This window comes from Amycolatopsis sp. NPDC059027 (assembly GCF_042739735.1).
Lineage (GTDB): Bacteria > Actinomycetota > Actinomycetes > Mycobacteriales > Pseudonocardiaceae > Amycolatopsis.
In genome coordinates this window covers 20,651-43,021 of sequence record NZ_JBHYIK010000057.1, presented here as the reverse complement: position 1 = coordinate 43,021, position 22,371 = coordinate 20,651, and the positions used below count along the sequence as shown (strand labels likewise).

General features: G+C 69.8%; 19 protein-coding genes. 3 read left to right on the top strand and 16 right to left on the bottom strand.

Annotated elements, in window-relative coordinates; genetic code table 11:
* Positions 1-211 precede the first annotated feature (211 nt).
* The 3 genes from ltrA to ACFWY9_RS32440 form a co-directional block, all read right to left on the bottom strand.
* Positions 212-1,525, bottom strand: a complete 1,314-nt coding sequence (ltrA, locus tag ACFWY9_RS32450; RefSeq protein WP_378340650.1) for a group II intron reverse transcriptase/maturase — start codon at positions 1,523-1,525, stop codon at positions 212-214.
* A 528-nt stretch (positions 1,526-2,053) separates the two neighbouring features.
* Positions 2,054-3,727, bottom strand: a complete 1,674-nt coding sequence (locus ACFWY9_RS32445) for a DUF222 domain-containing protein (protein ID WP_378340649.1) — start codon at positions 3,725-3,727, stop codon at positions 2,054-2,056.
* A gap of 233 nt (positions 3,728-3,960) precedes the next feature.
* Positions 3,961-4,527 (bottom strand): TetR/AcrR family transcriptional regulator, encoded by a 567-nt coding sequence (locus ACFWY9_RS32440; protein ID WP_378323824.1) that lies wholly within the window; start codon positions 4,525-4,527, stop codon positions 3,961-3,963.
* 82 nt (positions 4,528-4,609) lie between these two features.
* On the opposite strand from ACFWY9_RS32440, the gene ACFWY9_RS32435 reads away from it, so the two are divergent.
* On the top strand, positions 4,610-6,091 hold the full coding sequence (locus tag ACFWY9_RS32435) for an amidase (RefSeq protein ID WP_378323825.1): 1,482 nt from the start codon (positions 4,610-4,612) through the stop codon (positions 6,089-6,091).
* A gap of 22 nt (positions 6,092-6,113) precedes the next feature.
* Here ACFWY9_RS32435 and ACFWY9_RS32430 read toward each other — a convergent pair whose 3' ends face one another.
* From ACFWY9_RS32430 to ACFWY9_RS32370, 13 genes are all read right to left on the bottom strand, one after another.
* Positions 6,114-6,938, bottom strand: coding sequence for a hypothetical protein (locus tag ACFWY9_RS32430; RefSeq protein WP_378323826.1), 825 nt, complete (start codon positions 6,936-6,938; stop codon positions 6,114-6,116).
* Positions 6,935-7,156, bottom strand: a complete 222-nt coding sequence (locus ACFWY9_RS32425; protein WP_378323827.1) for a hypothetical protein — start codon at positions 7,154-7,156, stop codon at positions 6,935-6,937. The genes ACFWY9_RS32430 and ACFWY9_RS32425 overlap by 4 nt, the downstream gene beginning before the upstream one ends.
* A gap of 121 nt (positions 7,157-7,277) precedes the next feature.
* The gene (locus ACFWY9_RS32420) at positions 7,278-8,036 is read right to left on the bottom strand and encodes a hypothetical protein (protein ID WP_378323828.1); all 759 of its coding nucleotides are present in this window, start codon (positions 8,034-8,036) and stop codon (positions 7,278-7,280) included.
* A gap of 105 nt (positions 8,037-8,141) precedes the next feature.
* On the bottom strand, positions 8,142-9,617 hold the full coding sequence (locus ACFWY9_RS32415) for an NADH-quinone oxidoreductase subunit C (RefSeq protein WP_378323829.1): 1,476 nt from the start codon (positions 9,615-9,617) through the stop codon (positions 8,142-8,144).
* Entirely contained in the window at positions 9,614-11,086 is a 1,473-nt protein-coding gene (locus tag ACFWY9_RS32410; RefSeq protein WP_378323830.1) for a proton-conducting transporter membrane subunit, read from the bottom strand. The genes ACFWY9_RS32415 and ACFWY9_RS32410 overlap by 4 nt, the downstream gene beginning before the upstream one ends.
* Positions 11,083-11,748, bottom strand: a complete 666-nt coding sequence (locus ACFWY9_RS32405; protein WP_378323831.1) for a hypothetical protein — start codon at positions 11,746-11,748, stop codon at positions 11,083-11,085. Before ACFWY9_RS32405 ends, ACFWY9_RS32410 begins: the two co-directional genes overlap by 4 nt.
* Complete coding sequence (locus ACFWY9_RS32400; RefSeq protein WP_378340648.1) at positions 11,745-12,704, bottom strand: respiratory chain complex I subunit 1 family protein; 960 nt, start codon at positions 12,702-12,704, stop codon at positions 11,745-11,747. The genes ACFWY9_RS32405 and ACFWY9_RS32400 overlap by 4 nt, the downstream gene beginning before the upstream one ends.
* Positions 12,701-14,689 (bottom strand): proton-conducting transporter membrane subunit, encoded by a 1,989-nt coding sequence (locus ACFWY9_RS32395; RefSeq protein ID WP_378323833.1) that lies wholly within the window; start codon positions 14,687-14,689, stop codon positions 12,701-12,703. Before ACFWY9_RS32395 ends, ACFWY9_RS32400 begins: the two co-directional genes overlap by 4 nt.
* An 11-nt stretch (positions 14,690-14,700) precedes the next feature.
* On the bottom strand, positions 14,701-15,171 hold the full coding sequence (locus tag ACFWY9_RS32390) for an NADH-quinone oxidoreductase subunit B family protein (protein ID WP_378323834.1): 471 nt from the start codon (positions 15,169-15,171) through the stop codon (positions 14,701-14,703).
* Between the two features lie 81 nt (positions 15,172-15,252).
* Positions 15,253-15,633, bottom strand: a complete 381-nt coding sequence (locus ACFWY9_RS32385; protein WP_378323835.1) for an ArsR/SmtB family transcription factor — start codon at positions 15,631-15,633, stop codon at positions 15,253-15,255.
* Between the two features lie 92 nt (positions 15,634-15,725).
* Complete coding sequence (locus tag ACFWY9_RS32380; protein WP_378340647.1) at positions 15,726-17,927, bottom strand: hypothetical protein; 2,202 nt, start codon at positions 17,925-17,927, stop codon at positions 15,726-15,728.
* Between the two features lie 148 nt (positions 17,928-18,075).
* The gene (locus ACFWY9_RS32375) at positions 18,076-18,471 is read right to left on the bottom strand and encodes a GNAT family N-acetyltransferase (protein ID WP_378340646.1); all 396 of its coding nucleotides are present in this window, start codon (positions 18,469-18,471) and stop codon (positions 18,076-18,078) included.
* Positions 18,472-18,503: 32 nt separating this feature from the next.
* Complete coding sequence (locus ACFWY9_RS32370) at positions 18,504-18,950, bottom strand: hypothetical protein (RefSeq protein ID WP_378340645.1); 447 nt, start codon at positions 18,948-18,950, stop codon at positions 18,504-18,506.
* A gap of 101 nt (positions 18,951-19,051) precedes the next feature.
* Here ACFWY9_RS32370 and ACFWY9_RS32365 point away from each other — a divergent pair, with 101 nt between their 5' ends.
* Together ACFWY9_RS32365 and ACFWY9_RS32360 are read left to right on the top strand one after the other, a co-directional pair.
* A complete protein-coding gene (locus tag ACFWY9_RS32365; protein ID WP_378340644.1) occupies positions 19,052-19,915 on the top strand; it encodes a TetR/AcrR family transcriptional regulator in 864 nt (287 codons plus the stop codon).
* 75 nt (positions 19,916-19,990) lie between these two features.
* Entirely contained in the window at positions 19,991-22,354 is a 2,364-nt protein-coding gene (locus tag ACFWY9_RS32360) for an ABC transporter permease subunit (protein ID WP_378340643.1), read from the top strand.
* Positions 22,355-22,371: the final 17 nt, after the last annotated feature.

The window sequence follows — 22,371 nt, the reverse complement described above, 5'->3', positions numbered from 1 at the left end:
CGCCCACCATGGGTTCAACGGGCGATGGGTATGTGGAGGTTATTTCTTCGGGGTGTGCGTAGCGGATCCACGTAGTCGGGCGGGGTGAATTCCGGCAATCCGTCTTCGGCGATGCGGACTGTCCAGTCGGCTTTGTGGAGGAGCCGGTGGTGAGTCGGCGGCGGGAGTTTCACCCGCCGCCGCTCGTAGAACCGTGCGTGACACTCTCGCGTCACACGGCTCCCGTTGTCGAACCTGCCGGGAGTGCGCCGTGGCGCCAGTGAACGAACATGCCCGGGTATTGGCTGGCGATCTGGGCGATTCGCCTTCGGGCTTTCTTCGGCCAGCGGTGCAGGTGTTTGAATTTCCGCATGGCCCACCGGACTAGATGGGGATTGATCCGGTTTCCCAGGAAGCTGATCAACTCGGATTTGTAGAAGCGCCCGTAGTAGTTGATCCAGCCCGCCACGATGCGGTTGATCATCGCGGCGACCTCTCTGAAGCTGAGGGTGGTGCGGCGGCCCAGGCGCCATCCGCGTATTTCGCGAGCCATGGCCTTCTTGGCGGCCTTGCTCACCGCGGGCAGAAACCCAGACTTCCAGCGACCGTCCCGCAATCGTGCGTATCGAGGACGGAACGTGTATCCCAGGAACGTGAACTCCATGCCATGGGAAGTAGCGGTTCTGCCCTCTTGAACACAGTGGACGATCTTCGTTTTCCCCGGATGGGTCCGGAGTCCGAACCTCCACAGTCGTGCCGCGATCACATTTCGCACATACTTTGCTTGTTTCTCGCTGACGCAGTGCACGATCACGTCGTCGCAGTACCGTTCGAACCTGACCAGGGGCTGCTCTCGTGCCAACCAGGCATCGAGCGCGTAGTGCATGAACAGGTTCGACAACAAGGGGGAGATCGCAGACCCCTGCGGGGTTCCCCGATCCCGTGCCACCAATGTTCCGTCGGCCTGCTGAATGGGTGCAGTGAGCCACCGCCGCACATACAACAGTATCCACGGCAGGTCCGTGTGTTTCCTGACCGCATCCAGGATCGGGTCGTGCGGGACGTTGTCGAAGAAGCCCTGGATGTCCAGATCTATCACCCATTGACTTTGCCAGCACCGTTTCCGGCACACCTCGACCGCGTCCAGCGCCGACCGTCCCGGCCGATACCCATAGGAATCCTGGTGGAACACCGGTTCCACCAACGGTTCTAACGTCATCGCGACCACGGTCTGAGCGATCCGGTCAGCCACGGTGGGAACACCAAGTACTCGCACCCCACCGTCCGCCTTCGGGATTTCCACGGCCCTCACCGGCGGCGGGAAGTAGCTTCCCGACGACATCCGGTTCCAGATCTTGTACAGGTTCTTCTTCTCATCCCGCGCAAAATCCGCCAGCGACTGCCGATCCACCCCAGCAGCACCCTTGTTGGCCTTCACCTTCAGATAAGCCTCCCACACAAGCATTTTCGGAATATCAAACGCTTTACCCGACGATCCTGATGTGACAATCTGACTCATCCCACCTTCGTGGTTGATCAACGACATTCACACCTGACAACCCGACCCCTTCACTCCACCCCCATTACAGGAGCTTCACCGCTACTACGGGTCGATCCGCCCCCCTGCCCGGCAACCGGTACTCACATCCCTCACAGCTCTTCACTGCTTGAGACTCTCCCTCTCGCGACCGACCCCAACCGGTCGGACACTGTTTCCGGGCGAGGGGTTCTCTCGTTCCATGCTGAAGCCTGGTTCCGGGCTCGCGCCGCCTATATGCCGGACACCGCCAGGCCAATACACAGGCACCCGCCTGACTCATCCCAGGAGACCCACCAGCCCCCGGTTTTGATGTCATCTCATGCATTACGACACGTCATCGACGGTTCACTGCCGTTCGCCTTCCCGGACCACACCTGCCACATCAATCGTGTGACGTTTCCCTGACGCTCACCACCACACCTCATTCAATGCAGCAGCTCAGGGCGGTTTGACACCATCCCCTGCAGAACGATGCCGAAGGGCCTACCTTCATCTTCAGCACAGCATTGCTCTCAGGCGACTCTGGCTTCTACATCAGAACCTCCCGATCGCATTCGAGACACACGGTGGGCTCCGCAGAGGAGCACGAGATTCCGGAGCACGGTCAGGCCGCCATGTGTCCACATAATAATATGGTGGGATAATATGGTGGGCGTCGCAATGTCGGGGCTTGCGATGACATCCGGGGAATGCGCAGCCACCGTCCCGCATGATCAGCGCTTTGCGTAGCGCGGGAGTGACGAGTCGCTTGGCTCTGCCGAGATCAAGGGGTTCACCCTTGGTGCCCAGTACTGCGGGGATGACCTGGCAGTCGCAGGCGAGCATGCGGGCTTCGCTGGCGGTGATGGTGCTGACCATGTCCAGACACGCGGTGCCCAGCTTCGACTTCAAGTCCTCCAGCGTCACTGTGACCAGGAGTTGGGCGCGGTCGCCGCCGCGTACGTCGGGAACGTTGGCGAGCATGGCGATGGCTTCGCCGAAGGCTTCCCCGTAGCGTTCGGAGACCGAGCGCAGGTCGGGCCACTTGTCTTCTCCGGCGGGCCGTGGGGTGGCCAGCGGGTCGAGGATGGTGCTGAGGCGGGTGCCGGTGATGGGGTCGAGTTGTCCGTCGATGTCGAACCAGCCGTCTTTCCGCTGCCGCAACCGCAACTCGGGTTTCCGCTCCGGCGGATCCGGGTCCTTTGGCGGCTTCCCGTCCTGGTCCATCCGCGCCAGCAACTCGTCAGCGGCTTTCACCACTTCTTGAGGTGTCGCGTGACGGGCGAGTTCGACAAGGATCTTCTCGGCCTTGGATCTGTCCTCATAGGACACAAAGCTGGGGACTTTCTTCAGGAACCGGAGGATCTTGTCGCTGTGGTGCGGTCCGATCTCGCCGTCGAGCGCGGCCGCGCCGGTTGCTGGCGCGGTGGCGGGGAGTTCGGTACCGTCGATGTTACGACCGGGATTCAACCCGTGGGCGCGGTCGAGATACTTTTTGGCGTCACCGCGCGACATCCGAGCCATGTGGGCGAACCACGCGGCGGTGGATCCGTAGCCGTACAGTTTGGACGCGCCGCGTGAGTCGATTTCGGTGAGGTACTGGCCGAGTTCGGCGTCCAGGCACCACAGGGTCTCCAGTCGTGTACGCACCTCGTCGGCGAGTTCACGACCGGATCGCCGCCACAACTCCTGCGGCGGTTCCAGAGTGGGCAGATTCCCGGACACGTCACCATCATACCGCGCAGAATAGAACGTGTGTTCGACATCATCGAGTGAAATTCCCCGCTTGACTTTCGCGATTATACGGCGGCGTTCGGTGACGGCTGGCTTGGCTCGGCACGATGTCAGGCTGCGATGAGGACGCGACGGAGCCTGGTGGTCATGTCGTGGTAGCTGGGGTGTTTTTTCGTTGCGTACCAGGGTGTGCGGGCTCGGTGTTCTGCTGTGGCGCGGGATGAGTGGCCTGCGAGGTGGTACCGGATGGTCACGAGGCTTGGGGTGATCATGGCGAGTGAGGCGGTGTGCTTGACGGCTTTTTTCGGTGCGGTTGCGGGCTTCTCCGGCGCCGGTGGTGTGCTTGGCATCGGTGAAGGCGCCCTCGATGGGCCATCGCGAGACGTAACGTTCGATGACGGTGGCGTAGGTGGTGACAGTTTGCGTGCGGCCGTAGCGAGAAACTGTGAGAGTGGTCGCCGGTGCGGCAGCGGCAAGCTGGTCTGGGGTGCCCATTCTGGCGCCCCGGACACGCGGGCGGCCGCGTCCGCCTCGCATGTCCGGCGGTTGTCGACGTCGGGTGGACGCCGGCAACATGCGTTGGCGTCTCACCCGGCCTGCATCAAGGTCGTTGCACCATAAGCCTTCCTGCCGCATACGCGGGTGGCGTCGCGTCCCATGGCCGGGCACGACCGAATCGAGCGCCGCGTCCCATACAACTCGGCCACGATGAAACAGGAACGCCGATTTCAGGAGGCGCGCGCGTCCCCATAACCCGCCAGACGCCGTTCCAGACCGTCGATCAGCGCCGACAGCCCGACGTCGAAGGCGCGCTCGGCTTCTTCGGGCAGGCCGGTCGCCTGGTCGTGGGTCGAGCCGAGGACGAGGTATTCGATCGCGCGCACGACCGGGACGAGATCGTCCTCGGGCCAGCCTGCCTCACGCAGGACGGCGAACACCTTGTCGTAGGCTGCCAGCACCGTCGGCGACCGCACCGGCTGGGCGGTCAGCAGCGGGACGACGTGGGGATGCGCCGCGAACGACGCGCGATAGGAACGGGCGACACGGTCGCAGGCCAGGGTCCAGGGACGCAGGTCCGCCGCGGCGAGGTCCATGTCGGCGGTGAGCAGTTCCCGGAGCCCTTCGATGATCTCGTCACGCCCGGAGACGTGGTTGTAGAGCGACGGGCCCTTGACGCCCAGTTCCGCGGCGATCCTGTTGGTGGACAAGGCATCGGGGCCGTGCTCGTCCACCAGCCGCAGCGCCGCGCGGAGGATGCCGTCCCGGCTGATCAGCGTCTGCTTCGGTCGTGCCATCGGTCCATCCTGGGGGTTGTTCCTCAGCCCCGGATAGCCTACCGTCCTAAAACTAGAACCTCTAGTCCAAGGCGGTGGTCCGGTGGAGTACAGCGAGTACCGGCGGTTCGACGCGGTCGGCCTTGCCGAGCTGGTGGCACGCGGCGAGGTCTCCCCCGCCGAGCTGCTGGAGGTGGCGATCGCGCGCGCCGAGCGGGTCAACGGGCCGCTCAACGCGATCGTGTACCCGATGTACGACATCGCCAGGAAACGCGCCACGGCCGACCTTTCCGGACCGTTCGCCGGAGTACCGTTCCTGATCAAGGACCTGCACCAGGACTACGCGGGGCTGCCCACCGGCAGCGGCTCCCGCTCGCTGCGGCACCGGCCCGCGGCACGGCACAGCGCGGCCGTCCGGCGCTGGCTCGGTGCGGGACTGGTGATCTTCGGCAAGACCGCGACGCCGGAGTTCGGCACCAAGGCGGTCACCGAGTCCGAGGCGACCGGGCCGACCCGCAACCCGTGGAACCTCGGACACACGCCCGGCGGCTCCTCCGGCGGTTCCGCCGCCGCGGTCGCCGCGGGCGTGGTCCCGGTGGCTGGCGCCAGCGACGGCGGCGGGTCGATCCGCATCCCGGCCGCCTGCTGCGGAATCTTCGGCCTCAAACCGGGCCGCGGGCTGCTGCCCTGCGGCCCGGACCACGCCGAGTACCTGCACGGTGCCGCCACCGAGGGCGTCCTGTCCCGGAGCGTACGCGACACCGCGGCGATGCTCGACGTGCTGGCCCGTACGCCGGACCCCGGCGGCCCGTACCTCGCCGCGGTTCCCGAAACGCCCTACGCCGAACTCGCCCGGCGTGAACCCGGCAAACTGCGCATCGGCTACACGACCTATTCCCCGCTCGGCACCCCCGTCCACCCGGACGCCGTGGCCGCGGTCGACAGCGCCGCGGTGCTCCTCGCCAAGCTGGGCCACGACGTCGAACCCGCCGACCCCGGTATCGACGGCACCCAGCTCGCCAAGGATTTCCTGACGATGTGGTGCGCGCAGTCCGCCACCACCATCGCGGAAATCCGGCGCACGACCGGAGCCTCCACAAAGGACTTCGAGCTGGACACCCGGCTGCTCGCCGCGTCCGCCTACGCGGTGCGCGCCCCCGAGTACGTCGCCGCGCACCACCGATGGAACGCCCACACGCGGGCGCTCGCCGCGTTCCACGAGAAGTACGACCTGCTGCTCACCCCGGCGCTGGCAGGCCCGCCGGTACGCGTCGGCGAGCTGGACACCCCGCACCTGCTCCGCTACATCGGCGAAGTCCTGCTCCGCCTCGGTCTCGCCGGGCCGCTCGCGAAGACGAAGGCGTGGAACGACACGGTCATCGCGAACCTGGCGCCGGTACCGTTCACCCAGCTCGCCAACCTCACCGGCCGCCCGGCGATGTCGGTGCCGCTGTACCGCACCGGAAAGGGGCTGCCGCTCGGCGTCCAGTTCGTCGGCGGGCTCGGCAGCGAGCCGGCAATGCTCGCGCTGGCCACCCAGCTGGAGGCCGAACAACCGTGGGCCGACGCCGAACCCGAGTTCTGATCGGACAGTCCACAAGAGACAGTCAGCGAGGGCGAGGGCCGCTCAGTGCCGCCGCGGCGGCGTCGGCGACGCGGCGGGTGAGGTCCGGATCGGACAGCTCGGGCAGCACCCGATCGACCGGGGCCAGCGCCGCCAGCGCCTGCGCACCGGCGCGATAAACCTCGAGCTGGTACAGCGGATCGGCGTGCCGCCGGGAATCGGGCCGCTCGCGGAGCGCGCGAACCAGGCCGGGCAGCGCCAGCAGATGCGCGAACGGATCATCGGGGACGATCACCGCCGGGGCCGGGTCTTCGGCGATGGTGCGGCTTCCGGTGGCACACGTCAGATCGACGACAGCCGCGGCGTCGCGGGTGATGGCCGCGAGCGGGAAGCCGGGCGCGTCGGCCGGACGCCATGACGCGATGTCGCCCACTCCGGCCGCCATGAGCAGCGGGACCAGGAGTGGTGCCGCTTCCGCTCCCGTCACCACGACCCGGCCGGATCGGCATGGGATGTCCTTGCGCCGCAAGGCGACCAGCACGGAAGCCGCCAACGCGACGCCGAGCGTGTCCTGTTCGGTGATGATCGGGACCCCGCCCGCCAGGTCACGCTGCGCCGCCCTGGCCCGCGCCGCTTCGGTGCGCGCCAGGAACACCGCGGTGATCCCGGTGGGCAACGCCCGCACCGCGGCGGACAGATCCCCGGCGTCGCGGGCGGCGACCGCCACCGGGAAGGCGTTCAACGAGGTGTGGTCGCGGAGCGACCTCGCGTCGCTGCTCAGCGCGGCCAGCACCGCACCGGGATCGCCCTCGGCGCCGGGCAACGCGCTGCCGTCACCGGCGATCGCGAGCCCGGCCGCCGCGTTCACGCTTCGAGGGCGGCACGGTCCTCGGCCAGTGCCGCGCGGACCGTGGGAAGGACGAGCACAGTGGCGTCGACGTCGTTTCGCTCCGCGAGATCCAGCAGCTCGGCCAGCCGCACGCGATGCAGGTAGGCCTCGTAGGGATGCCCGGCCTCGGTCGCGGCGAGGGTGGCGTCCTGTGCTTCCCCGATCCCCCGACGCAGTTCGTTCGCGAACTCGCTCACCGGTCCCCGCCTTCCCGCCGGACTGCCCAACATCTAGCAAACCTACCATGTTGGCAGTTTCATAACTTTGCAACTCTTCAGTACGTGTCGACGCCGCCGTTTCGCGGCCGGGGCGCGCGGTTCAGCCGGATCCGGTGCGCGCGGGCGCGAGCGAGGCGAGCACGGCCTCGGTGATCAGATCGGCCAGTTCCCGCGCCGCTCCACGCGAAAACACCCGCCCCGGGGTGACCACGGCGGCCAGCACCGCCGCCGCGACGTGGAAGGTGTCGACCTCCCTGGCCCGGCCCTCCGCGTAGAGCGCGGCACGCAACAGCCCGGCCGCGGCGCACGGCGCGGCGTGGACGTCGTCGCCGGTGTTCACGGCGAGCACGCCACCCATGTCACCGGGGAGCGCGCCGAGCAGGTCCACTACGGCGTCGGCGCCGAAAACGATCTGGTGCAACGGGAAAACGGCGCCGTCGGCGGTGTTCCACAGCGTGACGTCGCGGACGTCGGCCGCGATCAGCAGCGGCGCGAGGCCGGGCAACCGCTCGGCACCGGCGATCACGACCCGCACGTCGCGCGGTGCGCGTCCGCGCCGGGCCAGCGTCGCGAGCAGCGCGCCGGTCAGCGCGATCGCGGTGGCGTCCTGGTCCGAAAGCACGTAAAGCCCGGTGGCCGCACGCAGCCGCCGAGCCGCCGACGCGGCACCGGCACCGGGGTGGACCAGCAGGATCGCGCCGTACTCCGCGGAAGAGATCGTTCCGTGGTCAGCCCCGTCGAGCACCTTGGCCGGAATCCCGGCCAGACCGCTGATCAGTTCCGCGTACTCACGCGCCACGGATTCCGCGGCAGCACCCGAACCCACGACCGCGATCCGCCGGGTTCGCGCACCGCGCATGGACGTCGACCTGACCGGGGAAGTCACCACGGTGCGATGATCTGCGCAGTTGAAGAAATTCGCAAGTGCTCGAACATGCGAGAAGAACCACACCGGCACGGTGGCCTACAGGTCGTTGCCCGCGTAGGACAGGTTGAAGCTCTTGTTGGTGAGCGGGAAGTCCGGGACGATCGTGTCGGCGAGCGCGACCGGGAGCGCGGGCCAGTTGAAGAAGCTGGGATCGACCACCTTGACCCGGCTCAGCGCACCGCCGGAGTCGACTTCGACCCGGTGGACGATCGTGCCCCGCCAGCCTTCGGCGATGCCCACCCCCGAGCGCGCGGCGGGGAACCGGCGCAGCGCCACCGTCCGGCCGAGTTCGCCGGTGCCCGCCACCAGCCGGGTGATCAGCGCGATGGCGGCCTGGATTTCCTCGGCGCGGACCATGAAGCGCGCCAGTACGTCGCCGTCGGTGCGGCTGTGCACGGCCGGGGTGAACCCGGAGCCGGACGCCGGATGGTCGGCGCGGGCGTCCTGCCGCACGCCGCTGGCGCGGGCGACATAGCCGAGTGTGCCGAGGTCCTCGGCCTGGGCACGGGTGAGCACCGCGGTGCCGGTGAACCTGTCGGCCACCACCGCGTTGCCCAGTGCGAGACCGGCGATCTCCGCGACGTCCACGCCGATCACGGCGAGTTCGTCGGGATCGGGCAGCCGCCGGACGCGGGCGCCGCCGGGATGGATGGCGCCACGCAGCAGACGATGGCCGGTGACCTGGTCGTTGATCCGCAGGAGCCGTTCGCGGACCCGCTGCGCGTGCACGTTGAGGATGCCGTGCCCGACGTCGTTGCACAGCGCGCCGAGGTCGGTGACGTGGTTGTAGATCCGTTCCAGCTCCAGCAGGATCGCGCGCAGGCGCAGCGCGTCGTCCGGGACCACGACGTCCAGCGCGTCCTCGACGGCGAGGCAGAAAGCGAGCGTGTGACCGACGGCCGTGTCCCCGCTGATCCGCTCGGCGATCTCGATCGCTTCCGCGGGCCCTCGCCCGTGGAACAGCTTCTCAAGTCCTTTGTGGACGAACCAGAGACGCGCCTTGAGGTTGAGGATGGTCTCGCCGACCACGGAGAACCGGAAGTGACCCGGTTCGATCATCCCGGCGTGCACCGGGCCGACGGGAATCTCGTACACCCCGTCGCCCTCGACCGTCCGGAACGGGTACGGGCCGTCGACGTCACCGAACGAGGGCGGTTCCCCGGCGTCACCGAGCATCGGATACCAGCCCCGCGGCCAGTGGAAGTGCCGCACCAGCCTGCGCGGCAGCGGATGGCCGGTGGGCACGATGCCGAACAGATCGCGCATCTCCCGCTCGAACCGGCCTGCCGGGAACGACAGCCCGGCGAGGCTCGGCACCCGCGGATCGGCCTTGTCCAGCGGAACGTGCAGCTCGACGCGCCGGTCCGGGCCCGCCGCGGTGAACAGGTACACCGCGCGCAGCCGGTCGCCGTCGTCGTGCCCGGCGACGAGCGCGACACGGAACCCTTCGCCGAGCAACGCTTCCGCCCGCGCGGGGAGCTCGCCGGGGGCGAGGATCGTCGAGTCGGTCATGGTGTCCTCGTCAGCAGTCCGGCCGCGGTGTGCAGCAGAGTGGTCAACGGGCCCGTGGTGACGCCGAGCCCGGCGCAGAGCAGCAGTCCCCCGACGAGCGCCGTCGCGGAGACCCGGGAGAGCCCGATCGGGGCGGTCGCGGTGCCGGGGCCCTCCGGCGGGGTGCCCAGCACCATGCCGCCGGTGTGCCCGATCAGCGCGGCCGCGATCACCAGCACCAGTACCAGCGCGGCGGCGGTGACCCAGCCCATGCCACCCGCCGCGAACCCGGCCCGGACGATGCCGAGTTCGCTCGCGAACAGGCTGAACGGGGGCAGCCCGATGAGCGCCAGCACCCCGAACCCGACGCAGCCCGCCAGCACCGGCGCGCGTACGGCGAGGCCGCGGACACCGTCGATGCGGCTGGTGCCGACGCCCTGCAGAACGCGGCCCGCGCTCAGGAACAGCACGACCTTCGCGAGCCCGTGGCCGAGAATGTGCAGCAGCACCGCCGCCGACGCGAGCGGGCCGCCGATCGCGGCCCCGAGCGCGATGAGGCCGAGGTGTTCGATGCTGGAATAGGCCAGCATCCGCTTGTAGTCCCGCTGTGCCAGCAGCAGTGACGCGGCCAGCGCGAGGGACGCCAGCGCCATGACCGTCAGCAGCGTGCGGGCGAAGGCGGGCCCGAGCGCGCCGTCGGCGATGACCTTGACCCGCAGGATGGCGTAGAAGGCGACCGAAAGCAGCACCCCGGACATCAGCGCCGACACCGGAGCCGGCGCCTGGGAATGCGCGTCCGGCAGCCACGCGTGCAGCGGCGCGAGCCCTGCCTTCGTCCCGAATCCGAGGATCAGCAGCGCCACCGCGATCCGGGTCACCCCGGGATCGAGGCCGTGCGCGTGGGCCGAGAGGGACGCGAGATCGATGCCGCCGCCCGCGTGGGCCGCGGCGTAGTTGAGCAGCAATGTACCCAGCAGCGCCAGCGCGATCCCGGCCGAACAGATCACCACGTACTTCCACGCCGCTTCGACCGCGTGCCGGGTGCGGCGCTGGCCGACAAGGAACGCGGTGACGATGGTGGTGGCCTCGATCGCCACCCACAGCACGCCGAGGTTCGCCGCCAGCACGGCGATTCCCATCGTCACGAGGAACAGGTGGACCAGCACGCTGTGCCGGGCCGCCGTCCGGGCACTCGCGCGGCCGGCGGCGATTTCCCGTCGCAGGTGGGCGGGGGTGGCGGCGGTGGCGAGCAGCGCGACCACGCTGATCACCAGCAGCATGAACGCCGAAAGCGCGTCGGCCCGGAGCAGCCCGCCCAGCACCTCGCGCGGGCCGTGGCCGACGACGTCGGCAGCGGTGGCGGCCGCGGCGGCCAGCATCAGGCCCGAGGTGACGGCGCCGGTCCAGGCGGTGGCGCGCCGCCAGCCGAGCACCGCGTGGACGAGCGCACCGAGCAGGGGAAGGACCACGAAGGCGGTGAGGGTGATCATGAGTCGCGCAGCTCCCGCAGTTCGTCGAGATCGGTGCCGCCGAAGGTCTCCCGCATCCGGCTGGTGAGGATTCGCAGGACCAGCACGGCGAGCAGGACGTCGAGCGACACGCCGAGTTCCACGATCAGCCCGGCACTGCTCGTGGTGAGGAACCCGACCGCGGTGATCCCGTTGTCCAGCAACAGGAATCCGACGAGCTGCGACAGCGCGCGGCGCCGGGTCACCAGGACGAAGAAGCCGATCAGCACGACCGTGATCCCGACGGGGATGGCCTGGGTCGCCGGCGACGGCGCCAGGGCGACCAACGGCCGCGACACCGCGTACGCCACCAGTGTCAGCACCGCCGCCGCCAGCAGCGACGAGGCGACGTTGACCAGCGGCGCCGTCTCGCGCGGAACGTCACCATCGCCCTTCACCGCCCGCAGCAGCAGCCAGGGCAGCACTCCCGCCCGCAGCACCAGGACGCCCACCGCGACGATCCACAGCTCGGCGGAGTGCTCGTGCGCGGCGAGCACCGCGACCAGCGCGGCCAGCGCCAGCCCCTGGAACGCGAACACCCGCACGATCACCGCGAACTCGCGGCGCCACAGGATCAGCACCGCGGTCAGCAGCAGTGCGCCGCCCGCGAGATCGAGCAGCTGCACGTAGCCGGTTTCGCTCACGACGCCTCCTGGGCGAGGAAGAACGACGCCGCCACCGCCAGCAGCGCCAGCAGGAACGACCCGGCCAGCAGCTCGGGGACCCGGAACAGCCGCAGCTTGGCCAGGAACACCTCGGCCACCGCCAGCAGCACGCCCAGCACGCCGATCTTGACCACGAGCGCGACCACGCCGACCAGCAACGCGAGCGGGGTGGCCGTGGTGGCGATGCCCCACGGCACGAACAGATTCGCCAGCAGGCCGAGGAACACCGACAGCCGCATAGCCGAGGCGAGCTCGATCAGGGCCAGGTCCGGTCCGGCGTACTCGAGGATCATCGCCTCGTGCACCATCGTCAGTTCCAGGTGCGTCGAGGGGTTGTCCACCGGCAGGCGCCCGGTCTCGGCGACGATCACCACGATCAGCGCGACCGCGGCGAGCAGGCTCACCGGCGAGATCACTCGCGCCGGGTCGTCCACAGTGGACGAAACGATGGCGCCGAGGTTCGTCGAGCCCACCCGGACCGACAGCGCGAAGATCGCCACCAGCAGCGTCGGCTCGACCAGTGCGATGATCGTCATCTCGCGGCTGGCGCCCATGCCGCCGAACGCCGTCCCGGTGTCCAGCCCGGCCAGTGCCAGCGCCACCGTGCCCAGCGCCAGCAGCGCCACCACCGCGAACAGATCGGCCACCGGCCCCGCCACCGAGGTCGTGCTCACGAACGGCGCCACCACCGCCACGACCAGCGTCGTGGCGACCAGGACCAGCGGGGCGAAGCGGAACACCTCGCTCGTCCCGCGCGGGACGACGCGTTCTTTGCGCAGCAGCTTGCGCAGATCCCGCCACGGCTGTGCGATCCCCGCGCCCGCCCGGCCCTCGAGCCGGGCCCGTGCCTGGCGCATCGCCCCGACCAGCAACGGTGCGCCGCCGATGACCACCACGAGCTGCACCACCGCGGCCACGAGCGAGAACCCGCTCACCGGGTCACCGCCAGCAGGATCAGCACGCCCACCACGGTCGAGAAGCCGTAGCCGAGATAGCGGTGCACGCTGCCCGTCGCCAGCCGCCTGCCCGCGCGGCCCCAAGCCGTCACGGCGGTCAGCACCGGGCGGTACAGCCACCGTTCGATCCGGTCGGGTACCCGGCGCCGGTACTCCACGGCCCGTACCAGGTAGCGCGACTCCTCGTGGTGGTCGACGTCGACGTCGGTCTCGGGCAGCACCACGTCGTCGAAGACCCGTTGCAGCGGTTCGGCGAACGACGTCGCGGTGTACTCCATCCGCGCCGACATCGGACCACCGCCGCAGTCCCAGAGCCGTTTTTCCGCCCGGCGCGCCCCTCGCCCCGCGACGGCCCGCAACGCGGCGACGACCACGGCTCCCCCAGCCAGCAGCCCGAGCGTCAGCAGCAACGGCGACAGCGATCCGGCGACCCCGGCCAGCCGCAGTGTCACCGCCCCGCTCACCGCCGGATCGCCGAGTCCGGACGCGGCGCCGATGCCGGGCAGCACCAACGCCGGCAGCACGGCCAGCATCGCGCACGCCACCGCCGCGACGCCCATTCCCGCCACCATGCTCGGCGGGCTCTCGTGGGCGTTTCCCGCCGCGGCGGACCGCGGCCTGGCCAGGAAACCGACGCCGAACGCCTTCACGAACGTGGCCACCGCGAGTCCCGCGGTCAGCGCGACCGCCGCGACCGCGACCGGCATCGCGATCGCCGTCGCCACCCCGGCCGCGGGCAGCCCGTGGATCAGCGCCTGGAGCAACAGCCATTCGGAGACGAAGGCCGTCCCCGGCGGGAGCGCCGACGCCGCCAGCGCACCCACACCGAACAATGCGGTCGTGGCGGGCATCCGGGCCCGTAGCCCGCCCAGCGCGTCGAGATCGCGAGTGCCCGTGCCGTGCAGCACCGAACCGGCCCCCAGGAACAGCAGGGTCTTGAACGCGGCATGGTTCACCACGTGCAGCAGCGCCGCCGCCAGCGCCAGCCCGGCCAGCGTCCGCTGTCCCGAGGACACGAACATCCCGGCCGCGCCCACGCCGACCAGCACCAACCCCAGGTTCTCCGTCGTCGAATAGCCCAACAGGCGCTTCAGGTCGGTGTTCATCGCCGCCTGCAGGATCCCGTACACCGCCGAGACGGCCCCGAGCCCGAGCACCAGCAGCCACCACCACCGCGGGCCGCCGCCGAGCAGATCGAAGCCGACCCGCACGACGCCGTACGCACCGAGGTTCACCATCGCCGCCGACATCAGGGCCGAAACGTGGCTCGGTGCCTCCGGGTGCGCGCGCGGGAGCCACGCGTGCAGGGGAAGGACGCCCGCCTTCGACGAGAAACCCGTCAGTGTCAGTGCGAACACGATCCCGGCCGTCACCGGGGGAAGGTGCGCGTGGCGCAGTATCGCGAACGTGTCACCACCCGCGTACGCGGCGAAGATCATCAGTCCACAAAGGATGGCCAGGAAGCCGAGGTGCGTCATCACCGCGTACCACCGGCCCGCCGCCGCGACCTCCGGCCGCCGCCGGTGTTCCGCGAGCACCAGCACCAGCGAGGCCGCGGCCATCAGCTCCCAGCACACCAGAAACGTCCCGGCACTCGCCGCCGCGGGCACCAGCAGCATCGCCGTCACGAACAACGGGAACACCGCCTGGGTCACCCGGGAATCGAGGCCGCCCCTGGCGTAGCCGACGCCGTAGATCCCGGCCGCGACCGCCACCGCGCCGATCACCGCGGCGAACAGGCCGCCCAGCGCGTCGAGCGTCAGCGAAACCCCGGAAAGCGGGAGAATCCCTTGCCAGGAAACGGAAAACGACGTCCCCGCTACCGCGGACGCACCCGCCGTGGCCCCGGCCGCACCGGTCAGCGCCGTCCCGGTGCCCACCACCGCCGCCCGCGCCGGACGCGGCACCAGCAGCCCCGCGCACGCGCTCAGCACTCCGAACGCCCCGGCCACGCCGAGGCTCATCGCCGTGAGGTTCACCGACCGGTCAGCTTCCGCAGACCCTCCACAATGGCCTCCGGCCGCGGCGGGCAGCCCGCGATCTCGAGGTCGACCGGCACGATGTCGGCGACCGCGCCCGCCACGCCGTAGGCGCCCGCGAACACGCCGCAGTTCCGTGCGCAGTCCCCCACCGCGACGACGGCCTTCGGACCGGGCACGGCGTCATACGTCCGGCGCAACGGCTCGGCCATGTTCCGCGTCACCGGGCCCGTCACCAGCAACGCGTCCGCGTGCCGCGGCGACGCGACCAGCCGCGCCCCGTACCGCTCGGCGTCGTGGACCGGGCCGAAGGCCGACGCGATCTCGACCTCGCACCCGTTGCACGATCCGGCGTCGACATGCCGCACCTGCACCGAATCACCCAGCGCCACGACGGCGCCCGGACGTTCCGGCGCGGGCTCGGCGATCCGGCCGGTCCGGCGGATCTTGCGCCACAAACCCAGCATCGACCACTCCCACCTGCGCACACGAAAGAGGGGAAGCCGCCCCGCGGGCAACGAGCCAGTGATCAGCGGGGCGGCGGCGGGTCAGCCGCCCCGCGCGTTCGACTTCCGCGTTCGCCGCCCCGTGGCCGGAGCCGGGGCCGGGGTGCGCAGGTCGTCCAGCAGTTCCACCTGCCCGGACAGCACACCGGTGAGGATCCGGCGCGCCACCGCGAGCAGTTCCGCCACATAGGGGCTGGTCAGCGAGTAGTAGACGCTCGACCCTTCCTTGCGGGTCGTCACCAGGCCCGTGCGGCGCAGCACCGCCAGCTGCTGCGACAGGTTCGCCGGCTCGATGCCCACCTCCGGCAGCATCTCCGCCACCGCGTGCTCCCGTTCGGACAGCAGCTCCAGCACCCGGATCCGCGCCGGATGCCCCAACGTCTTGAAGAAGTCAGCCTTCAACTGGTACAGGGGCCTGCTCACCGACGCTCCTCCCGGAGAGTGCACCGTCCGGTACGGTGTTCAACACTTGCCAACCTTAGCAAGTTCGCAAGAGCCCGCCACCGGGCGTGGCGCTACCGGGCCTTGAAGATCCGCCCGGCACCCACGGCGAGACTCAACGCGAGAGCCCACCCCGCGACGACGAACGCCGAGGACACCCAGACGGCGGCACCGCTGGCGATCCACAGATCCCGCTGCTTCAGGTTCACCACGGGCACGAGCAGATCGAGGGTGTACAGGAACTCGTTGGTGCCCGTCGCGTCCTTCCGTGGCGTGAGCTGGTGCACCCCGCTGAACACGGTGAAGACGATGGTGCCCGCGAACTGCAAGGCCACCAGCCACCAGAGTACCTGGAGCGGACGGTAGCCATACTGAACCGTCCAGCGCGACAGGCCACCGACCAGTCGCAGGAACCTCCCCAGTGGTCCCTTCCGCGAAGCGCGCCTGGCGGTCTCCCCGGCGACCGCCACCTTGATCGCCTCGTCGTCGAGACCGGCGGTCCGGTAAACGGAAGCGAGCTGGGCGTAGACCTGGGGCATGTAGCGGTGATTCCGTTTCAACCAGGCCAGCCGCTCGGCCACCGGCGGAACCCCGGGCCCGTCCAGAGGAAGAGACCCGTACACGAATTCGTACAACCGCACGACGCAGGGCCACTTCGCGTTTCGGTCGTCGAGACGGCTCACGTTCGCCCGGCACAGATCGAGCCCACCGGAAGGCCGCTGTTTGAAGGCGAGAGTGAGGGTTCTCCTGACCATCACGCCTTTCAGGATCAACGCGTCCTCACGGTCGGCCGCCAGTTCCGCCTTGGTGAAATCGAGATCCCCGGTGATCTGCGCACCTCGGAGTGACACCGTGCCCTCGGCGTGGAACCCCTTACCGAACTCCGCGGACTGCCGCACGGCGATCCGGTCCCCGGTGAGCGCCTGCGGCCGGTGCGTGAACTTCCCGCCGGTGCAGCGGAGCCGTCCCCCGATCCTCGAATCCGTGAGGTCCACTTCCCCTTCGGCGACGAAACCCTCGTCGAAGAACGCGTCGCGGGTGACCCCGAGTCCCTTCGCCGTCAGCGCGCCGTCACCGGGATTGACGAAATGCCCGCCCGAACAACGAAGCGAGCCGTTGATGGCCGCGTCGCTCAGCACCACCTCACCCACCGACCGGAACCCCTCCCCGGTCACCAGGCAACAGAGGTTCACGTCCCGCTGCACGGTGAGCCCGGTCGCGTCGATGACGACGTCGGCCGCGTTGTCGAACTTCCCGCCCTCGCACCACAGGTTCCCGCCGATCTTCGCACCGGCGAGGAGCAGCTTTCCCCTGAGCTCGAACCCGCTCTGGCAGATCATGTTCTGGTCGATCACGGCACGGGCCAGATCGAGCGCGACACCGCCGACCCGGTGGAAGGCGCCGCCGGTGAGGTCGAGTCTTCCGCCGATGTGGCACCCGGTGAGGTCGACACCACCGTCCACAAGGGACCCCTTGGCCAGCGTGACATCCTGGTCGACGGTCAGGCCACTGAGGTCCAGTGCGATGTCGCCACGATTGCGGAACAAGCCGCCCCGGCAGGTCAGCACGCCCTTGACGTGCCCGCCGGTGAGCCGGATCGCGCCGACCGCGCGGAAACCGTTGTCCCAGCAGACGCTCTCGTCGACATCGAGATCGCTCGCTTCGAGCGCGGTACCGCCGGGATTGACGAACTCCGCGTCGCCGCACTGGAACTGCCCGCCGACGTGGGCTCCCACGAGACGAACCTGCCCCTCCGCCCGGAAACCGCGGGAACACCGCAGGTCCTGATCCACCCGCAGCCCGTCCGCTGACAGCACGGGGCCGTCGGGACGACGCAGCCGCGAGCCCGCGAAGTCGACCTGCCCCTTTACGTGCGCGCCCAGGAGAAAGACACCGCCGTCGTCCTCACATTCGCGGACTTCGAAACCGAAGTCCGTTTGCAGTTGGTCGGCGCGGATGCCGGACAGCCCGCACTCCACGAAACCGACGGCGGGCGCCTGTGCCCGGCGTAGGTCGACCGGCTCGTCGAAACGGCATTTCCGGAACTCGACGGGAAACAGCAGCTTCCCGGCTTCGAGGTTCACCACACCCCCGACAACGGCGTTGCGCACCACCAGTTTCCGGCAGTCTCGATCGGCGATCTTCGTCAAGAGCACCTGACAGAGGACATCTGCCGCCAGGCCCTGCCCATTGCCGTCGAAATCCACCGGGCCGCCCTCGGCGACGCCGTCCCACAACCTGGCTTCGTTTCCGGCCGGTCCCTCTCGCTCCACCATCGCCCCTCCCGCGCACCCGCGATCACCGCGTTCAATCCGAAGTCGCCGATGAATACACTCCGTTAGTGCAAGGAGCGCGGTTCACTCGGATGCGGCGGGCTCGCGACGTTTTCGATATGGGAAAGAGTCCGTTTCGCGGCATGGGAAGTCAGCGCAACGCGATGAGACCCGCATCGGTGGGACGGAACCCGCACGCGCCGAAGTAGAAATCCCGGAGGTGTTCTTCGAAATCGACGTGCAGCCATTCGCAGCCCGCCTCGGTGGCGCCCGCCGCCGCGCGGCGTACCAACTCGGTGCCGATCCCCCGGTGCTGGTGATCGGGCCGCACCTTCGGGTCGAGCAGGAAAGCGTGGTCGGCCCCGTCCCACGCGACGTTGACGAAGCCGACCAGTGTCCCGCCGGGCTCGCGACCGGTCACCCAGCCGAGACTGTGCGCCCTGATCCTGTCCCACCAGCCCGCTTCCGCGGCGCCCCCGTGCGAGCGGGTCAGCGCGGCCAGTTCGTCGTCGGCGAGCCGGGCCCGCCAGCCGTAGTCGATCTCCACGTCCCCATGATCCCGGCCCCTGCCAACGGTTTTCAGGCCGCGACGGCGACGCGCCGGGGCCGCCACAGCAGGACGACCACGGCCAGCCCGGCGAGACACGGGAGGACTCCGGCGACGCCGAGCAGCGTCGGCAGGACCCGCCGTCCGTACTCCTCCATCAGCAGGTTCATGACGGCGATTCCACCGCCCAGCAGGAGCAGCGTCACGGCCACCACGCGTGTCCCCCGCTTCCCCGTCTTGACCATCCACGCGATCAGCAGCCACGACACCACGCCGAGGCCGCCGAGCGCGTAGAGATAGGTGGCGACGACGGAGTGGGTGACGGCCACCTTGTCGGGCGCGATCCAGCCGTCCTCGACCTCGTGCAGATGCCGCAGCAGCGCGTCGTTCCCGATGACGACGGCGAGTGTCGCGACGACAGTGAGAGCCAGCCCGACGTAGGCGGCCGTCAGGACCCGCCGATCCCCGGTCCCGGTCATGTGCGTCCCCCGGTTCCTCCGCAGGACTATCCTCCTGCGAGTAAGAGTTTCAAATACTGAACTTGAGACATCGTATCCCAAGTTTGAAGGGACCGGCCACCGTGAACCACGACACCCCTCCGCCGGGCACCGGCCTGGCCAGGCGCAGGCGCCGCCTGTCGGACGAGGAGACCGGCCAGCGCATGCTGCGGGCGGCGACGGCGATGGTCACCGAGGCCGGGCTGACCGTGAGCCTGGACCACATCAGCCTCGAGGACGTCATCCGCGACGCCGGTGTCTCACGCAGCGCGGCCTACCGCCGCTGGCCGTACAAGGACCTGTTCTTCAGCGATCTGCTCAAGGAACTGGCCAAGGGCACCAGCCCGGAGATCGGCGCCAACCCGGAGGCACTCGCCGCGATCGGCCGTATCGTCCTCGACCGGCTGGACTGGATCGAGACACCGGAACGCCGTCTCGCCGTCGCGGCCGAAGCCCTGCGGCACGGCGCGCTCGACGAGTTCGAACTGTTCCACCGATCCGCGCAGTGGCGCACCTATTTCGCCCTGCACGCGACGTTCCTGAGCCTGCCCGGCGGAGAACTCCGAGACGAGGTCCAAAGCGCGCTCGCCACTTCGGAGCAAGCTCTCATCGCCGGGATCGCGACGGCGTACCGGCAGGTGACGACCCTGCTCGGGCTGCGCCTGCGGCCGGCGCTCGACGCGTCCTACGAGACGGTCGCGACGCTGGCCACCGCGACCATCCGCGGGCTGATCCTGATGGCGCCCGCGAACCCCGGGATCGCGACCGCGCGGTGCCACGCCAACCCGTACGGCGCACCCGAGGCGGCGGAGTGGTCCCAGCCCGCGCTCGGCATGGCCGGGGTCGCGCTGACCTTCTTCGAACCCGACCCCGACGTCGTCTGGGACGAGCAGCGCGCCGAGTCGGTTCGCGCGCTGCTGACCTCGGGCGACTGGACGCGGACCTGACCCGGCGACCGCCGTTTCCGGGACACGAACGGTGGACAGGACGCCCGCCGCCATGGTCCGCTGTGACCCGAACCGGTGACTGGGGAGCCGGTCACAACCGAAGAGGAGCGGACGCTGAGCCTGTGGGACTACCTCCGCGAGAACTGGATCGACGTCGTCAACGACGCGATCCTCCATGTGGACGTGACCCTCGCGGCGATGGCGTTCGCCGTGCTCATCGGGGTGACGATCGGCGTGCTCACCTACCAGCGGCCGCTGTTCGCCGCGCTGGCGACCACGACCACCGCGGCGTTCCTGACCATCCCGTCGATCGCGCTGCTGGGCATCCTGATCGGCCCGTTCGGGCTCGGGATCACCAACGTGCTCTTCGCGCTCGTGTTGTACGCGCTGCTGCCGATCACCCGCAACACGATCGTCGGACTGCGCGGCGTCGACCCGGCGATCGTGGACGCCGGCGAAGGGATGGGGCTCGGCCGCGCGCGGCTGCTGTGGCGGGTCCGGATGCCGCTGGCGTGGCCGGTGATCCTGTCCGGTATCCGGGTGTCGACGCAGATCACCATCGGCATCGCCGCGATCGGCGCGTACGTGAAGGGGCCGGGCCTCGGCAACGAAATCTTCGACGGCCTCGGCCGGTTCGGCTCGGTCAACTCGCTCAACCAGGTGCTGACCGGCACGCTCGGTATCGTCGTGCTGGCGCTGCTGTTCGACCTCGCGTTCGTGCTGCTGGGCAAGCTGACCACCCGCCGGCGCCGGGCCGCCGTCCCCGCGGCCGCCGGAGGTGAAACCGTTGGGAGGCAAGGGGAAGCGATCGAGCTCGACGGCGTCGCCAAGCGCTACCCCGGGCAGCCCGCCCCCGCCGTCGACGACCTGACGATGCGGATCCCCGCCGGGGAGATCGTGGTGCTGACCGGGCCGTCGGGCTGTGGGAAGACGACGACCATGCGGATGATCAACCGGCTGGTCGAGCCCACGGCGGGCCGGATCACGGTCGGCGGCACGGACGTCGCGGCCCTCGACGTCGACGCGCACCGGCGGGACACCGGGTATGTCATCCAGCAGATCGGCCTGTTCCCGCATCTGCGGGTCGAGGGCAACATCGGCGTGGTGCCGCGGCGGCTCGGCTGGCCACGCGGGCGCATCGCCGCGCGGGTGCGCGAACTGCTGGACGTCGTCGGCCTCGAACGCGCGCACGGCGGCCGGTATCCGCACGAGCTGTCCGGCGGCCAGCGGCAGCGGGTCGGGGTGGCGCGGGCGATGGCCGCCGATCCCCCTGTGCTGCTCATGGATGAGCCGTTCGGCTCCACCGACCCGATCACCCGTGCCCGGCTGCAGGACGAATTCCTTCGCCTGCAAAGCGAAGTGCGCAAGACGATCGTGTTCGTCACGCACGACTTCGACGAGGCGGTGAAGGTCGGCGACCGCATCGCCGTGCTGCGTCCCCGTTCGGTGATCGCGCAGTACGACACCCCGGAGGCGATCCTCGCCGCGCCCGCGGACGACTACGTCGCGAGCTTCATCGGCAACGGCCGGAACCTCAAGCGGCTCGGGCTGATCCGGCTGCGCGACGTCGAACTCGGCGCGGTGCCGCCGGTTTCGGACGGTCTGCGGTCGCTGCCCGCCGACGCGACGCTGCGGGACGCGCTGGACGTCATGGTGCACGGCGGCGGCACCGAGGTGCTGGTGGCCGACGGCGACCGGACGATGGGCGTGTGCGATCTGCCGGGCCTCGTCGCCGCGTTGCGACCGGCGGACGACACTCCCCCGCTCGTCGTCGAGCAGCGCGAGCCCGAACCGGATTCCCTTACCACCACTCGGGAACGGCCGCGCCGCCGGTGGCTCGGGCTGCTCGTGCGGCCCGCGTTGCTGGCCGCCGGGATGCTGGCGCTGTTCCTGGTGATGCGCGCGCAGCCGCTCGATTCGATCGAGCAACGTTATCTCAACGGCCAGGAGATCCTCGCGGAACTAGGCGCGCACGTCCGGCTTTCGCTGATCTCGACACTGTTCACCGTCGCGCTCGCGGTGCCGCTGGGCATCCTGTTCACCCGGCGGTCCACCCGCTGGCTCAAGCCGTTCGGTCTCGGTCTCGGCAACCTCGGGCAGGCCATCCCGTCCATCGGGCTGGTCGTGCTGCTCGCGCTGTGGATCGGCACCGGGACCGCCACCGCGGTGACGGCGCTGGTCGTCTACGCCACGCTTCCGGTGCTGCGCAACACGATCGTCGGGCTCGACGGCGTCGACCCCGCCGTCACCGACGCGGCGCGCGGCATGGGCATGTCGCGCACGGCGGTGCTGTGGCGCATCGAACTCCCGTTGGCCGTCCCGGTGATCCTGGCCGGGATCCGCACCGCGCTGGTCCTCACCGTCGCGGGGGCCCCGCGCGCCGCGGTCCACGGCCGGCGCGGGGGCGGGGGGGGGCGCGGCGCCGGGGTCGGGGGGTAACGCGCCCCGCCGAGGCC

Bases quoted from the DNA above. Each gene is read 5' to 3' on its own strand.
- ACFWY9_RS32415 (WP_378323829.1), bottom strand. From the start codon at position 9,617: ATGACCGACTCGACGATCCTCGCCCCCGGCGAGCTCCCCGCGCGGGCG.
- ACFWY9_RS32445 (WP_378340649.1), bottom strand. From the start codon at position 3,727: ATGGGCACCCCAGACCAGCTTGCCGCTGCCGCACCGGCGACCACTCTC.
- ACFWY9_RS32420 (WP_378323828.1), bottom strand. From the start codon at position 8,036: ATGCGCGGTGCGCGAACCCGGCGGATCGCGGTCGTGGGTTCGGGTGCT.
- ltrA (WP_378340650.1), bottom strand. From the start codon at position 1,525: ATGTCGTTGATCAACCACGAAGGTGGGATGAGTCAGATTGTCACATCA.
- ACFWY9_RS32410 (WP_378323830.1), bottom strand. From the start codon at position 11,086: ATGATCACCCTCACCGCCTTCGTGGTCCTTCCCCTGCTCGGTGCGCTC.
- ACFWY9_RS32390 (WP_378323834.1), bottom strand. From the start codon at position 15,171: ATGCTGGGTTTGTGGCGCAAGATCCGCCGGACCGGCCGGATCGCCGAG.
- ACFWY9_RS32380 (WP_378340647.1), bottom strand. From the start codon at position 17,927: ATGGTGGAGCGAGAGGGACCGGCCGGAAACGAAGCCAGGTTGTGGGAC.
- ACFWY9_RS32370 (WP_378340645.1), bottom strand. From the start codon at position 18,950: ATGACCGGGACCGGGGATCGGCGGGTCCTGACGGCCGCCTACGTCGGG.
- ACFWY9_RS32440 (WP_378323824.1), bottom strand. From the start codon at position 4,527: ATGGCACGACCGAAGCAGACGCTGATCAGCCGGGACGGCATCCTCCGC.
- ACFWY9_RS32395 (WP_378323833.1), bottom strand. From the start codon at position 14,689: ATGAGCCTCGGCGTGGCCGGGGCGTTCGGAGTGCTGAGCGCGTGCGCG.